This is a genomic window from Pseudomonas sp. (assembly GCF_050739655.1).
Lineage (GTDB): Bacteria > Pseudomonadota > Gammaproteobacteria > Pseudomonadales > Pseudomonadaceae > Aquipseudomonas.
Window position 1 is genome coordinate 1 of sequence record NZ_JBOIBY010000607.1, and the last position, 15,625, is coordinate 15,625.

The following is a 15,625-nucleotide window of genomic DNA, read 5'->3' on the forward strand; positions in this document are numbered from 1 at the left end:
CTGATCGACTACGACGAAGTCGAACGCCTGGCTGTCGAGCACAAACCGAAAATGATCATCGCCGGGTTCTCCGCGTATTCGAAGACCCTGGACTTTCCGCGTTTCCGCCAGATCGCCGACAAGGTCGGTGCTTACTTCTTCGTCGACATGGCCCACGTCGCCGGGCTGGTGGCCACCGGTCTGTATCCCAATCCGCTGCCGTATGCCGACGTGGTCACCACCACGACCCACAAGACCCTGCGCGGCCCCCGTGGTGGCCTGATCCTGGCCAAGGCCAATCCTGAACTAGAGAAAAAACTCAACGCGGCCGTATTCCCCGGTGGTCAGGGTGGTCCGTTGATGCACGTGATCGCGGCCAAGGCTGTGTGTTTCAAGGAAGCGCTGGAGCCGGCATTCAAGACGTATCAGGCGCAGGTGATCCGCAACGCCCAGGCCATGGCGCAAGTCTTTATCGACCGCGGTTATGACGTGGTCTCCGGTGGCACCGACAACCACCTGTTCCTGGTCAGCCTGATCCGTCAGGGCCTGACCGGCAAGGACGCCGACGCGGCGCTCGGTCGTGCAGGCATCACCGTGAACAAGAACGCCGTGCCCAACGATCCGCAATCGCCATTCGTGACCTCCGGGCTGCGCATTGGTACGCCGGCGATCACCAGCCGTGGTTTCAAGGAAGCCCAGAGCATCGAGTTGGCAGGCTGGATTTGCGACATCCTCGATCACCTTGGCGATGCCGATGTCGAGGCGCAGGTTGCCCGGCAGGCTGCCGCGATGTGCAGCGACTTCCCGGTCTACCGCGACTGACCTGCACCACACAGCCCCCCTGTGGGAGCTAGCCTGCTAGCGATGGCGGCACGTCAGTCGACATTAATATCGACTGAGACGGCCTCATCGCTGGCAAGCCAGCTCCCACAGGTTCTGCGCTATTGCACAAGGAAAGCATCATGAATGCCATTGTCGAATCGCCCGGCACCCTCCCGGCCAAAATAGAAGTCGGCACCAAACTGCGCGGCGCAGAAAAAGTTGCGCGGATTCCGGTCAAGATCATTCCCACCGAAGAATTCCCGCGCAAACCGGACTGGATCCGGGTGCGCATGCCGATCTCTCCCGAAGTCGACCGTATCAAGCAACTGCTGCGCAAACACAAGCTGCACAGTGTGTGCGAGGAAGCGTCCTGCCCCAATCTGGGGGAGTGTTTTTCCGGTGGCACCGCGACCTTCATGATCATGGGCGACATCTGCACCCGCCGCTGCCCGTTCTGTGACGTGGGCCACGGGCGACCGAAACCGCTGGACGTCAATGAACCGACCAATTTGGCCGTGGCCATTGCCGAGTTGCGTTTGAAGTACGTGGTGATCACCTCGGTGGATCGCGACGACTTGCGCGATGGCGGTGCACAGCACTTTGTCGATTGCCTGCGAGAAATCCGCAAACTGTCGCCGGGCATTCAACTGGAAACCCTGGTGCCGGACTATCGCGGGCGCATGGACGTCGCCCTGGCAATCACGGCATCCGAGCCGCCTGATGTGTTCAACCACAACCTCGAAACCGTGCCGCGTTTGTATAAGGCCGCACGGCCCGGCTCGGATTTCGAGTGGTCGCTGGATCTGCTGCAGAACTTCAAGCAACGTGTGCCACAGGTACCGACCAAATCCGGCCTGATGCTGGGCCTGGGTGAAACCGACGAGGAAGTCATCGCCGTCATGCAACGCATGCGCGAGCACGATATCGACATGCTCACCCTCGGTCAGTACCTGCAACCGTCGCGCAGCCACTTGCCGGTGCAGCGTTTCGTGCATCCGGACACCTTTGCCTGGTTCGCCGAAGAAGGCACACGCATGGGCTTCAAGAATGTCGCCTCAGGCCCGCTGGTGCGCTCGTCCTACCATGCCGATCAACAACTTCATGGAGGTGCAGAGGGTTTCAAGCCATAGTGGGATGACTTGTCATGCCCTGCCGAGGCCCATTGCGATGTTCTTTGCCGCTCGATCCCGCTTCATGCTCCCGTGCATCCTCGTGTCATGTGGCGCCAGCGCCGAACCGCCGCCTGAGCACATGGTGTACTTGCGCACGATCGATCCCGGTATCGAGCAAGATATTCGCTATGCCAGCGTCCATAACTTCACCGGCCATCCGCTGGACGGTTACGAAGCCGCCGAATGTCTGCTGTCACGGGATGCCGCCCAGGCCCTTGCCCGGGTACAAACGGCGCTGAGTGCGCAAGGCTATGGCTTGAAGGTATTCGACTGCTATCGCCCGACCCGCGCGGTGGCGGACATGGGCCGATTCGCCAGCCAACCCGGCGACCCGCTCAAGACCGAGTTCTATCCACGGGTCGACAAGCAGGACTTCTGGCGCCTGGGTTATGTGGCCCGGGTGTCCAATCACTCCCGGGGCAACACCGTCGACCTGACCCTGAACAGTTCCGACGCCCTGCCCGCCGACACCTGGATACCTTCGGCCACTCCTACGGATTGCACCGCCCCTTACGGCCAACGCTGGCGCGACGGTGCCCTCGACATGGGCACCGGTTTCGATTGCTTCGACGAGCGGGCGCACACCGACTCGACGCTGATCAACGCCACGGCCAAAGCCAATCGCCAGCGGCTGACCAGTGCCATGGCCAAGGAAGGCTTTGTGGGTTATTCGGCCGAGTGGTGGCACTTCACGTACAGCGGGAATGCGCAGAAGCCGGACGTCATGGACTTCCCCATTACACCGTTAGCGCCATGAATCGTTTGATCAGAGCCGTGACGTTGCTGGTGCTGTCGCTGCCCGGCGCAACAACTATGGCGCAAGGACTGGACGACAGCCGCCAGCTGATTGTGGTCACCAGCAAAAACTGGGATGACATCCAGGGCATCGCCCAGCGTTATGAACGGCATGGCGACAGCTTCGAGAAATTCGAACCGCCGTTTGCGGTGGTGCTTGGCAAGAACGGAATGGGCTGGGGCAAGGGACTCGACAATCCTGGGCAACAACAAGGTCCGGTCAAACAGGAAGGCGATGGAAAGGCGCCGGCCGGGATCTTCAAACTGGGCACCGCGTTTGGTTATGACGCCAAAGCCGACACCCGCCTGCCCTACCTTGAGCTGACGCCCAACATCGAATGCGTGGATGACGGCCCGAACGCACGCTACAACCAACTGGTCGACAGCGCCGTGATCGTCAAGGACTGGAACAGCGCCGAACAGATGCGGCGCAAGGATGATTTATACCGTCAGGGCATTTTCATCGAACACAACACCCCCGCATCCCCCGCCGCCGGTTCCTGCATCTTCTTCCACATCTGGCGAGGCCCCACGACGCCAACCCGTGGCTGTACCGCCATGGCCCCGGCGGACATCGCACGCTTGCTCAGCTGGCTTGACCCGCGCCAGTCCCCGCGGCTGGTGCAGTTGCCCGAGGCGCAATACGAGCAGTTGCGTGAGCGCTGGCAACTCCCCGAGCGCTGATCAACGCCTTTGCCTTGGCCTGCGGGCGCTTCAGCTGACGCAGCTTGCGGGCGGTCTCCACAAAGGGCGTCACAATCAGGCTAGAGAGGGTCAAATAACGCTCATGGTCAGCTTCACCGGTGCCGAACCGGATGGCTTCGGGTTTCGATTGCGTGACGTACAGCGTGCCGAACATCCAGTCCCAGAGTGACAGGTTGACGCCAAAATTCTTGTTGTAGTGCCGGACAGCGTCGCTGTGGTGAATCTGGTGCTGCGCCGGGCTGTTCAGCACATGCTCGACCACAGGGCCAAACGACAGCCAGACATGGCTGTGCCGTAGATTGGCCGCCAGCGCGTTGAGGATGAACACGATGTAGGTCACGCCGAATAGCGTATAGCGGCTGATTTCCCCACCGCAGGCGTACCAGAAGATGCCGGCAAAGGCGCTGATGAAGACCAGGTCGATCAACCGCTCGACCATTTTCTCGAGGAAATGCACGCGACTGGCCGTCGCCGGAACGAGCACCGGTGCCGAATGATGGACTTTGTGGAACGCCCACAGGTAGCGCGAATGGTAGGCGCGGTGGGCCCAGTAATGGATGAAATCCTGCACCAGGAACACGCCAAGCCCGTAGACCAAGGTCAGCACCAGGTGCTCTTCCACCTGCACCCGCGCACCCCAGAGCTGGGTGAAAAAGCGGATGTAGTCGCCCGAGCCCAGCACGTAGGGATCCACCAGGCCGACGATGGGCACCACCAGCATGACCTTGAGAATGGCGCGCACAAAGTAATAGCGATAGTCGAGCAGCGCCGAGGGATGCAAATGCACGCCGCTGCCGCCGATGAACTGCCAGAACGATTGTGCGTCGGTCAGCCCCCGGGCTTGCCTGAATCGGAACAAGCCATAGGCAACGCCATAGGACGTCAAAAGGAAGGCCACGCAGAGGCGGCCATTGAAGTCGAACAAACCCAGGAACTGCTCGCTGACAGGTGCAATCACCCACCGGAACAGGTACTGGTAGAACAAAACGAGAACATCCATGAACGGCTGCCCCCTCTCGAAGGTAGAGCGTTGTCGGCCAGTTGGGAAACGGGTGAAACCATGGGGAGGGACCAGTCCATTTCCGACCAACATCCGTTCAGCACACCCAAGTGCACAGTTAAAGGAACTGTGCACTCACGCCTTCTCGGTTTCCGCCGTACCACCGAGTGCAGACGCTATTGCGGATGTATCTTATTCAGGTCTTTGAACTTCGACAACTGGCGAAACCCGTGCCGACGTCCTGGCCAGCAGGAAATACAGAAGCCCTGGCACCACCAAGCCCACGATCCAGGAGATGTCCACGCCGCCGAGCTGCGCAACCATTGCTCCGGAATAGAAATGGGTGTCGACGAACGGCAGCTGGACCAGCACGCCGACGACGTAGACGCCGATCCCCAGCAGGTTCCAGCGACCATAGCGCCCCGCCGGATCAGACAACGCCGGGATGTCGTAACGCTCCTTGTTGACGAAGTAGTAATCCACCAGGTTGATCGCACTCCAGGGCGTGAAGAACGTCAGCAGAAACAGGATGAAGTACTTGAAGCTGTTGAGGAACGAATGCTGCCCCAACAGCGCCAGCGTGGTGGACGCCGCGACAATCACCAGCACAAACAGCATGCGCTGGGCTGCAGTGATTTCCAGGCGACGGCGAAAACCGCTGATGATGGTGGCGATGCACATGAAGCTGCCATAGGCATTGAGGGTCGACACCGTGACCTTGCCGAACACTATGCTCAGGTACAGCAACGAGGCCATGACCCCGGTACTGCCCAGGCCAACGATGGTCGCCACTTCATGACCACGGAAATTCACCCCCGCCAATGCTGCGGCAAACACCCCCAGTACCATCGAAGCCTGAGCCCCCAGCACCGTGCCAAGACCGACGGCGGCGAAGGTTTTCCACGATGACGTCTTGCTCGGCAGGTAGCGCGAATAGTCCGCCACATAGGGGCCGAAGGCGATCTGCCAGGAAGCGGAAAGCGAGACCGCCAGCAGGAACGTGCTCCAGGCAAAGTGGCGATTTTCCAGTAACAGGCCGATGTCGTTGAGCTCGATCAGCCGGGCAAACAAATACACGAAGGCGATGACGCCGAGCACGCTGGCCACCCGCCCGACCAGGTGGATCACCCGGTAACCGAACATCGTCAGCAAGGCGATGCAGGCGGCGAAAATCATAATACCGACGCTGTCGCTGACACTGATCAACTGGGCAATCGCCTGCCCCGACAGTACCGCGCCGGTGGCGCTGAAGCCGAGGTACATCAGGCACACCAGCACAATCGGGATGGCCGCGCCGTACACCCCGAACTGCACGCGGCTGGAGATCATCTGCGGCAAGCCGAGTTTCGGCCCTTGCGCCGCGTGCAGCGCCACCACCGCGCCGCCCAGTACCTGGCCGATCAGCAAACCGATGAGTGACCAGAACACATCGCCACCGAGCACCACGGCCAGGGCGCCGGTGACGATCGCGGTGATCTGCAGGTTGGCGCCCAGCCACAGGGTGAACTGGCTATAGAGGCTGCCATGACGCTCGGCCTCAGGGATGAAATCGATCGAGCGGGACTCGATCAGGGAACTTCGTTGTGGACTATCGGTGATCTTGGTCATTGTTTTTGTTCTCTTGGAAAATATCAGACATCACCCATCTCCATTGTGGGAGCTAGCCTGCTAGCGATGGCGTCGTGTCAGTCGATATCAATGTTGACTGTCATGCCGTCATCGCTAGCAGGCTAGCTCCCACATGGACTGCGTCTATCCGGTTTTTATTGTTTGTTCGAGGCCACCTGCCCCACAAACGGCGCCTTGGCCCACACCACCTTGCCGCCGACCACCGTCATCAACACGCTGTTGCGGCCCAACTCGTCCTCCGGCACCTGCATGAAGTTCTTCTCCAGCACAATCAGGTCGGCGAACTTGCCCACTTCTACCGAGCCGACCACCGCATCCAGCTTCAACTGCTCGGCGGCATTGAGGGTAATGGTGCGCAGCACATCGGCACGGGACAGCGCCGGATCGGCGTTGAGCCTGCCTGCATAGTTGGGACCATAGCTGTGCGGGTTCTGCGGATCGCCCGAACGGGTGACGCCGATCTTCAGCGCCAAAAACTCATCCAGCGGGTCGACCGGCCAATCGCTGCCATAAGCAACGCGGCCGCCAGCACGGGCGATGCTGCCCGACGGCTCCATTCGGGCAAAACGCGCGACACCCAGGTGATCGCTGGTGCCGTCGATCGTGGACGGTGCCTGCTGTGCCCACTGGAAAGACATGTTGGCGGTCACGTCCAGGGCCTTGAAGCGCCCGTAGTCGGCGGGGTCCACCGATTCGGCGTGGGTGATGGTTGGGCGGAATGCGTTGCCCGGCAATTGCTTGCGCACGTACTCGATGCCATCGAGGGAATCACGCACCGCGCGGTCACCGGTGGCATGCAGGTGCGGATCGAAACCGGCCTGCACGGCTTTCAACAGCAGTGGATCAAGTACTTGCGGCGGAAAATACAACTCGCCGCGATTCTTGCCCGGCGTCCATTTCGGCGTCTTTTCGGTTCCGGCGTTGTGCAGGTACGGCGTCAGCATGGCGCCGGTGTCGGCCGGTGCGTTGATGATGCCGTCCATGAACAGCTTGACGTGGCGCATGTTCACACCTGGTGCGACTTTGGCCTCGCCTTGGTCGTAAAGGCTGGCCAGCGCCTTGGCCTCGGCGATGGTTTTGTCCGGGTCGGCGGCTGCGGCGGCTGGGTCGAGCTTGATGGCCAACAAGGCCCGGGCGGTCAACTCACCCGATTGCGCAAGCGTGGTGAACGCCTTGCCATTCTCCGGCCCCGACATGGCATCGAAGAAACTGGTGATGCCTTGCTGGCGCATGGCGTCGAGGGCGGCGCGGCTCTGAATCAATTTCTCGGCATCGGTAGCCGGCGGCACCACGGCGGCCATGGTATCGGCCGCGCCGTCCTCGCAGATCCCGGTTGGGTTGCCGGCACTGTCGCGCGCGTATTTGCCATCGCCGGGGTCAGCCGTGTGCTTGTTGATCCCCGCCACCGCCAGGCCACGGGAGTTGACCAGCACAGTGTGGAAGTCGGTGGAACGTACCTGGATCGGACGCTGGGTCTTGAGCGCATCGAGGGTCGACTTGTCCGGATCGCCGTCCAGGCCGTGCATGCCCATGCGATCCCAGCTGCCGACTTCCAGCCAGACGTCAGGCCCCTTGTCCTTTTCGGCATCCAGGCAGGCCTGGATGGTTTCCTGGAAGACTTTGCGGGTCATGGTCTGGTATTTCAGGTCGCACAAGGTCATGGCACGGCCGCCATCCCCCGGATGCATGTGCGCATCGATAAAGCCTGGCATCAACATGCGCCCTGCCAGATCGATCAGTTGCGTCTGCGTGCCAATGTACGAGGCTGCACCTTCGTCGCTGCCGACATACACAATCCTGCCGTCCTTGACCGCCACCGCCTGCTGCACCGAATTTTTGCCGTCGACGGTGTACACGTAGCCGTTTCGCATGACCGTGTCAGCGCCTGTAGTCCCCTGGGACTGACACCCCACCAGCCCCACGCAGGAAACGGCCGTTGCACCGGCAACGGCGATAAACAACCTGGACAATTTCAATTGCCTCACCTCTGTTTTTATAGTTTTGAAGTGGCCCGAACACACTGTCGCGCAAGCCCTTGATATGCAGGGCATACCCTATAGAGCGCGGCGTTCCGATGGACCTCTGCAGATGAGGAGGGTGAGGCAATGAGTGGGCAGCTTCGATCGGGATATCGAATGACGTTTAAGCAACAGCTATTCGGCGTTTAGACACGTTGAAAACCTGCCGAAAAACCCGGAAGCATCCGACGTGTTTTTAAGGTTGGCCGTCGGAAGCGCGAGGGTTAGCGTGGCAGCTCAAAACATTCGACGGAGATTCACCATGTCCAAGCTCACCGACCTCCACTGCGGATCAGAAGTAGAAAGCACGGCGCCCTACGTCTCCACCCCATCACGAAAACTGCACCACGCAGTCAATCGTGCCCTGGATCATTATCTGAAACCGTCCGCTCCCGACATGACCGACACCCACGCGCCCGGCACCCTCTTTGTCGTTGCGCCTGGCATCAACAATGAAACGTTGCTGGCCTACGCCTGTGAGTCGCTGGCATCGGCGAGCGTGTTGGCCAACGAATTTTCCAGCACCCTGGAAGGCACACACCGCAAGACGATGCTGGCCCTGCAACAGGTGATCATGCTGGGAGAACTGGCGGTGAGTCGGGCGCTGGACAATCTGGGCGCGCCACAACGGATATAGGCCTGGTTTCACTCAATGGCGTCGTTCGGTCTGTGCCAACGGATGCGGCGAGCGCAGGAGCGAACCCAGTTCCACCTTGCTCTTCACGCCAAGCTGCAAATAACAGTTGCGCAGATAAGTGCGCACGGTGGCCGGGCTCAGGGACAGGATTCTGGCGATCTCCTTGTAGGAGTGACCCTGCGCGAACAGCATGGCGACCGTCCGTTCCCGAGGCGCCAGCACCGCGCCGCGCGGTTGGGTTTGCAGCGACAGGATCACGTGTTCGGCGTTCGGTGTCAGGGTCAGAGCCGAGCGCCCCAGGCGCATGACGCAAGGTGCCTTGGATAACTGTGCGATGACTTCGGCGGGCAGGGTGGAACCGTTCCAGCCGGGCAGTTCTCGCTGGATCACGGCACACAACCCGGCACCGACGTAGAGCAGCCCGCCATCCTGGCGCGCAACGCCGAAGTCGCAGGCTTCGTTGCCGGTGTCGACACGGATCATGTCTTGCACCTGAAACCGCCACAGCTGCAACAGGTGATCGCAGAACGCCGAAAACAGCGCTGCCTCGCCGTCGCTGAACCCCGATACCTGGGCACCACGGTAGAGACAGACGAAAAACATCAAGCCGCTTTCCGGCAGCTCGAAGGTGATACACATGGGATGGTAGAGATCGTAGCGCCGGGCGAACGCGTCCACTTCGGCATCGGGGTCGGTGAAACCGCTGTCGCGGATGACCTCGCCGGGTTGGCTCAGGGTGTCGTGGGAAAACCTGTCGCCACCGGCGCTTTTCTGCCAATCGGCGGCGAAGGCATCCGGCAGGTCGATACGCCCGTGCATCCAGCTCTGCGGAGGCGCGCTGGCGACCGAGGCGGACATCTCGCCCCACCACGCCGATGCGAAAGGCACCAGTTGGCGCAATGCATGCAGACCGTCAGCGATGAACTCGGCAGCGCCCCGCTCCCGCGCCAGACGTCCCAGCTGCAACACGCAACGGTTGAACGCTTGCAGCGTGGCCAACGACGTTGCGTCGCCGACCTTGTTACCCTCCACCATCGTATCGATCCTGTTCGCTGCACGGTTATCGGGCGGACGATGCCACAGGCGCTGCGATGGCGTCCACAGGGCCATGGCAATGGCTGCTTGCCTGCAATGCGCGGCTTTTAGATCGTGATCAATCAGCGCCCCGCCCCATCCGCGCAGCCAGCCGCGCCACTCGCTCTCCCAGCTGTGCAGCGGTACGGCAATCCTCGGCGGGCGGCGCCTGTTGCGGGGACTGTTCGACATTCGACTGGGCCATGGCGCCCAGCGAGCTGCCGAGGCGATTGAGCTGCCCATCGAACTCCCCGGTAGCGGAGCGCGCGGGCAGTACGTCGAGCCCGACCCAGATCATCGAATGCTGGGCGGCGAACACGGCCATTTGCAGCAAGGTGTTGAGCTTGTCACCGCACAGGCAACCGGAATTGGTGAAACCGGCCGCGAGCTTGTCGCGCCACGGTTGCGCCAGGTAGAACGATGCCGTAGCGTCCATGAACCCCTTGAAGTCCGCTGAGGCGCTGCCCATGTAGGTCGGTGCGCCGAAAATGATCGCGTCGGCCTGGTGCAGGCGGTCCCAGTGTTCGTCGACGTCCTGGACCGCTATCAGGCGACAGGTGCTGCCGGGGTAGCGTTGTACACCGTCGGCCACGGCTTCGGCCATGACCCGGGTATGCCCGTAGCCACTGTGATAGACCACCACCACGTTGCTCATTCTGGTGTCCTTCAGACGAGTTAACTCCTTTAGCTGCCGCGGACGATCTCTCGATCAAAAGATCGCAGCCTGCGGCAGCTCCTACAAAGCTGGAGTTTTGGTGTATAGAGAACGCAGGACGAGTTAAACGTTGTTAATTTTTCAGGGTGCGCTAAAAGCCTCTGCAGCGCCCTTCTCTGCGCCGCGCCCAGTAAACACGGGAGCGTCAACGGGTCGCGAAACGCCGCAGTCGAGACCGGCACCGCGAAGTCATCCGGCCAGCACATTGCGCAGACGAAAAAACCTGAGGAATATGCTCGGAAAACGCGAACTAGACGGATGCAGGCAGGAGTGAAGCGTTGACCTTTCCACCCGAACAGGCTGTGCATTTCGGCCCCTACAGGATCTACCCCGGACAGCGCCTGGTCATGGAGGCCGACCAGCCTCTGCGCCTGGGTCGACGGGCCATGGACATCCTGTTGATCCTGTTGAAACACGCGGGAAACGTGGTCAGCAAACAGCACCTGATCGCCCAAATCTGGCCCGACAGCGTGGTGGAAGAAATCAATCTGCGGGTGCACATGGCGGCACTGCGCAAAGCCCTCGGCGATGGTCAGGCCGGCCAGCGCTACATCGTCACCGTCGCTCAGCGCGGGTACAGCTTCGTCGCGCCCTACTCGCTGGAGCACGTCGAGCAACATCCGGCCTGCGACCCGAAGGTTTCTAGCGGCCACAACCTGCCCTTGCGCCACACGCGCCTGATCGGCCGCCAGACATTGGTCGACAATCTGGTGGCGCAACTGCCGCGCCAGCGCTTCATCACCCTGCTCGGCCCCGGCGGCATCGGCAAGACCACCGTTGCCCTGCGCGTTGCCGAGCAACTGATCGGCCACTACCGCGATGGCATTCGTCTGCTCGACCTGGCGCCCATTAATGACCCGTTGATGATTACCGGTCATCTGGCGACGTTGCTTGATCTGTCCCTGCATGACAACGAGCCAATGAGCAGCCTCTCGACCTTCCTGCGCGAGCGGCAGATGCTGCTGGTGATCGACAACTGTGAACACCTGATCGACACCGTTGCCCTGCTGTGTGAAAGCCTGTTGCGTGCCGCGCCGCAAGTGCACATCCTGGCCACCAGCCGCGAAAGCCTGAGGGCCGAAGGCGAATTCGTGCAGCGCCTGGATTCGCTGGACTGCCCTCCCCCCATTGCCGTGCTGGACCGCGCCCAGTCCCTGAGCTTTTCCGCGTTGCAATTGTTCGTCGAGCGCGCCATGGCCAGCCACGACAGCTTCGAATTGAACGATGCCGAACTACCACTGGTGATCGACATCTGCCGTCGCCTCGACGGCATCCCACTGGCCCTGGAACTGGCGGCGGCGCAGGTCGCCAACCTTGGTCTCGACGGTTTGCTCACACAACTGCAAGACAGTTTTCGCCTGCTCACCCACGAGAGCCAGACGACACTCGGCCGACATCACACGCTGCACGCCACGCTGGACTGGAGCTTCAAACTGCTCAGCACCTGCGAACAAACCTGCTTGCGTCGACTGGGTGTATTCCGTGGTGGCTTCACCCTGGCGTCGGCGGCGGCGGTGATTGTCGGCGAACACATCGAACCCCGGGAGGTGTTTGGCTCGATCACGCAGCTGGTGGCCAAATCGCTGCTCAACGTGGACGTCGGCGACGAAGAGGTGTTCTACCGTTTGCTCGACACCACCCGCAGCTATGCGCTGGAAAAACTGGAACAGTCCAACGAGTTGCCTGGCACCCGCGAACGCCACGTCGAACGCTGCCTGACGGTGATGCAGCAGGCGCAGAGCGACTGGGAGCACATCCCGACCCGCCTGTGGATCGAACGTTATGCCCGCAGCCTGGAAGATATTCGCGCAGCCCTCGATTGGGGATTGTCAACACGGGGGCCGCGGATGTTGGCGATCCGCCTGACCGCGGCGTCCACACCGCTCTGGCAGGAACTGTCGTTGCTCAAGGAGCACGGCGGTTATGTGCGCAAGGCCCTGGCCTTGCTTGATGCCGCCCCCGAGCCCTGCACACAGCTGAAAATGTCCCTGAAGCTGGCCCTTGGCAGCGCCTGTTACCACGCCCAGGGTGGCAGCGCTGAAACCATTGGCGCGTTTGTCACCGCCCGAGCCCTGGCCAGAGATTGCAAAGACGTCATCGGAGAGCTGCGCGCCGTCTCCGGCCACCTGGCCGTCAACCTCAGTTGCGGCAACTATCAAATGGCCCTGGAGCAAAGTCAGCAATTTGACCGGCTGGGGTTGGACGGCGAACCGGTCCTGTCGCTGAGCATGCATCGCTTGCGGGTGTTGACCCTGCATTTTGCAGGGGATCAGCAACGGGCCAGGATGAGTGCCGAAGAAGTGATCCAGCGCATGGCGCATAACGGCCATCTCAACCGTTTCACCCATGGCTTTGGCGTGCAATACGATCAGAGCGTGGCCGCCCTGACCATCCTGGCGCGCATCCTCTGGATGCAGGGGCAACCGGAACAGGCCTGGCGCACGGCGCGGCAAGCACTGGACATCGCGCTGCAGATCAATCACGGCACGTCCATTTGCTACACCTTGGCACTCTCCGGTTGCCTGATCGCCCATTACAACGGCAACACCCGCACCGCTCGGGATTTGTTGCGACTGCTGCTGGAACAGGCACAGAAACACTCGGTTCAGTTATTCCACACCTGGGCGCAACACTATGCGCAAGTCATCGACAGCGCCGACGCGCAGCCGGCACCACGGCCGGCGGTCGGCCTGATCAAGGAAATCATGGTCACCCTGGATCCCGCGTTCGTCGATGACGATTTGCTGCGACGCGCCGACACCGGTGCAGCAGGCTGGAGCACGGCGGAGATTCTGCGAGCCCGCGCCGATGCGCTGCTGACGGCCAATTGCCCGGTGAAAGACTGCACCGCCGAAAACGTATTGATCAAAGCAATCAACGTGGCGAAGTCCCAGGGCGCGTTGACCTTCGAGCTGCGCAGCGCCACTTCGCTGGCGCGGCTTTGGCAACGCCAGGGGCGCGTGCGTCAAGCGCATACGTTGCTGGCGCCGATCTATCAGCGCTTCACCGAAGGTCACGCCACGCCGGACCTGAGGACTGTTCGGCGCTTGCTCGACGAGCTACAGGGCCACCTGTCGACCTGAAGATCGAGGCGTATGGCTGATGTAACCGGCATATCGCATTTCAAACGTGCGCAACGCGCCACTGTGCTCAAGTTTTTCCAAGGCATAGCTGCGCGTGGTGTTGAGGAAGCGGAAGCGACTCACGCCATTGGACTGTTCCAGCGACAACAGTGACTTGAGCACAAGACTGTCCATCACGCTGGTAAAGCTCGCGGGTTGCAGCGTGGCGCAACTGACCACGCCCCTGGCCGCGTCCAGGGTGAACGCCGATTTGAACACCGCCAGACGCTGCAACACGGTTTGCTCCTGCGGGCTCAGCCGTTCATAACTCCAGTCGAGCGCAGCCTTGAGGGTCTGGTGCCGGGGCACGGCAGTGCGCCGGCCCTGGGTCAGCAGTTGAAAACAATTGTCCAATTGAGACTGTAACCCCACCAGCGCCAGCGCATCGATCTGCGCCGCCGCCAGCTCGATCGCCAACGGCAAGCCATCCAGCCGACGACAGATTTCACGCACGACCTTGAGGTCCTGTTCGCGCAAGGCAAAACCTTGCTGGCACCCCCGGGCACGATTGACAAACAATTGCACCGCCGAATAGCCCATGAACTCGTCGATGCTGCGCAGCGCCGACGCGGGCGGGACCACCAGCGGCGGCAATGGCAGCAGGGTTTCACCGGTAGCCAACAGCGGTTCTCGGCTGGTCACCAGAATCGACAAGCGAGGCGCCGAGATCAGCAGCGTTTCAATCAACGCCCGGCAGCGCTCCAACAGGTGTTCGCAATTATCGAGCACCAACAGCGCATGCCATGACCCCAACGCATCCAGAGTCGTACCGACTTCCAGCCCAAGGGTGCGCGTCAGGTGATCAACCACCTGCGCCGGGTCGTCGATCATCGCCAGGTCCACCAGCCACACGCCATCGCGATAGTGCTGCAGTAACAGCTCGGCCACCCGCAAGGCCACCGTGGTCTTGCCGATACCGCACGGCCCAACCAGGGTCATGAAACGCCGCACCGGCAGCTGTCGCACCAGACTGCCCACCACCGCATCGCGTCCGGTGACCGGGGTCAACCGCGCCGGCAAATTGTGTTGGGTTTTGCGCAGACTCTCGAACGGGATCGGTGCCCCCTGCGATGCCGTCTGCACCGAAGCGACAAAACTGTAGCCGCGCTGGGGAATGGTGGTGATATAGCAATGCCCGTCCTGCCCGTCACGAAGCGCTCGCCGCAGGGCGGCAACGTGCACGCGCAGATTGATTTCCTCGACGACGGTTTTTGGCCAGACCTGGGCTATCAGGTTTTCCTTGCTGACCACCGAGCCTGCGTGCTCGACCAACACCTGCAAGATATCCAACGCCCGCCCGCCCAAGCGCAGCGGCTGATCGCCTTCCAGGACCAGTCGCTGATTGAGGTGGAACGCATAGGGACCAAAACGCAGCACCGTGTCGCTGTTTAATTCTCTTAGGCTATTCATGCTTTACCCACCGGGAGTCTGCTCGGCACGCGAGTCCGTCCAGGCTCCGTACCTTCCATGCAATGAATTCACGGCTATCTTGGCAGGCCTTGGCGACGGTACAACTGCCACAGGGGGAGCGTCACGGCCATAACGATGCGCGTGACGGACATGGGTTAGGTGGGTTTCTTCAAATGGAGCCACACCAGGCCACCATCGCTGGCAAGCCAGCTCCACAGGATTGCGGATGCTTGTTGATGATGGATACGTCACAAATCCGTAGGAGCCGGCTTACTGACGATAGCGGTTAAACAGTCACTGCACAGGTGTCTATCAGGCCGCCATCGCTGGCAAGCCAGCTCCCACAGGATTGCGGGATTTTGGTAATGATGAGTACGACACAAATCCGTAGGAGCCGGCTTACTGGCGATAGCGGTTAAACAGTCACTGCACAGGTGTCTGTCAGGCCGCCATCGCCGGCAAGCCAGCTCCCACAGGGTTGCGGGTGCTTGGAGATGATGGGCACGACACAAATCCGTAGGGGCCGGCTTGCTGGCGATAGCGGTTA

Annotated in this window: 12 protein-coding genes; 6 read left to right on the forward strand and 6 right to left on the reverse strand. The window is 61.3% G+C overall.

The window, feature by feature from the left end; translation table 11 throughout:
* The 4 genes from glyA to ACRESJ_RS28880 all read left to right on the forward strand — a co-directional run.
* Positions 1–801: serine hydroxymethyltransferase (glyA, locus tag ACRESJ_RS28865; protein WP_431760917.1), on the forward strand; the 801-nt coding region annotated here is incomplete at its 5' end.
* Positions 802–941: 140 nt separating this feature from the next.
* Positions 942–1,931 (forward strand): lipoyl synthase, encoded by a 990-nt coding sequence (gene lipA, locus ACRESJ_RS28870; RefSeq protein WP_431760918.1) that lies wholly within the window; start codon positions 942–944, stop codon positions 1,929–1,931.
* Positions 1,932–1,995: 64 nt separating this feature from the next.
* Positions 1,996–2,730, forward strand: coding sequence for a M15 family metallopeptidase (locus ACRESJ_RS28875; RefSeq protein WP_431760919.1), 735 nt, complete (start codon positions 1,996–1,998; stop codon positions 2,728–2,730).
* Complete coding sequence (locus tag ACRESJ_RS28880; protein WP_431760920.1) at positions 2,727–3,452, forward strand: L,D-transpeptidase family protein; 726 nt, start codon at positions 2,727–2,729, stop codon at positions 3,450–3,452. Before ACRESJ_RS28875 ends, ACRESJ_RS28880 begins: the two co-directional genes overlap by 4 nt.
* Here ACRESJ_RS28880 and ACRESJ_RS28885 read toward each other — a convergent pair.
* The 3 genes from ACRESJ_RS28885 to ACRESJ_RS28895 all read right to left on the reverse strand — a co-directional run bounded on the left by ACRESJ_RS28885 (position 3,355) and on the right by ACRESJ_RS28895 (position 8,078).
* Positions 3,355–4,473, reverse strand: a complete 1,119-nt coding sequence (locus ACRESJ_RS28885) for a sterol desaturase family protein (RefSeq protein WP_431760921.1) — start codon at positions 4,471–4,473, stop codon at positions 3,355–3,357. The genes ACRESJ_RS28880 and ACRESJ_RS28885 overlap by 98 nt on opposite strands.
* Before the next feature lie 192 nt (positions 4,474–4,665).
* Positions 4,666–6,081 (reverse strand): purine-cytosine permease family protein, encoded by a 1,416-nt coding sequence (locus ACRESJ_RS28890; protein WP_431760922.1) that lies wholly within the window; start codon positions 6,079–6,081, stop codon positions 4,666–4,668.
* A gap of 155 nt (positions 6,082–6,236) precedes the next feature.
* Positions 6,237–8,078, reverse strand: coding sequence for an amidohydrolase (locus ACRESJ_RS28895; RefSeq protein ID WP_431760923.1), 1,842 nt, complete (start codon positions 8,076–8,078; stop codon positions 6,237–6,239).
* Positions 8,079–8,382: 304 nt separating this feature from the next.
* Here ACRESJ_RS28895 and ACRESJ_RS28900 point away from each other — a divergent pair, with 304 nt between their 5' ends.
* The gene (locus tag ACRESJ_RS28900; RefSeq protein ID WP_431760924.1) at positions 8,383–8,757 is read left to right on the forward strand and encodes a DUF6124 family protein; all 375 of its coding nucleotides are present in this window, start codon (positions 8,383–8,385) and stop codon (positions 8,755–8,757) included.
* 12 nt (positions 8,758–8,769) lie between these two features.
* Here ACRESJ_RS28900 and ACRESJ_RS28905 read toward each other — a convergent pair whose 3' ends face one another.
* A complete protein-coding gene (locus tag ACRESJ_RS28905) occupies positions 8,770–9,792 on the reverse strand; it encodes a response regulator transcription factor (protein ID WP_431760966.1) in 1,023 nt (340 codons plus the stop codon).
* A 118-nt stretch (positions 9,793–9,910) separates the two neighbouring features.
* The gene (locus ACRESJ_RS28910; RefSeq protein WP_431760925.1) at positions 9,911–10,486 is read right to left on the reverse strand and encodes a flavodoxin family protein; all 576 of its coding nucleotides are present in this window, start codon (positions 10,484–10,486) and stop codon (positions 9,911–9,913) included.
* A 338-nt stretch (positions 10,487–10,824) separates the two neighbouring features.
* On the opposite strand from ACRESJ_RS28910, the gene ACRESJ_RS28915 reads away from it, so the two are divergent.
* Positions 10,825–13,629 carry an ATP-binding protein gene (locus tag ACRESJ_RS28915; RefSeq protein WP_431760926.1) on the forward strand — a complete coding sequence of 935 codons (2,805 nt, stop codon included), beginning with the start codon at positions 10,825–10,827 and terminating at the stop codon, positions 13,627–13,629.
* Here ACRESJ_RS28915 and ACRESJ_RS28920 read toward each other — a convergent pair.
* On the reverse strand, positions 13,606–15,078 hold the full coding sequence (locus ACRESJ_RS28920; protein WP_431760927.1) for an ATP-binding protein: 1,473 nt from the start codon (positions 15,076–15,078) through the stop codon (positions 13,606–13,608). The two genes, ACRESJ_RS28915 and ACRESJ_RS28920, sit on opposite strands and share 24 nt — an antisense overlap.
* Positions 15,079–15,625 lie beyond the last annotated feature (547 nt).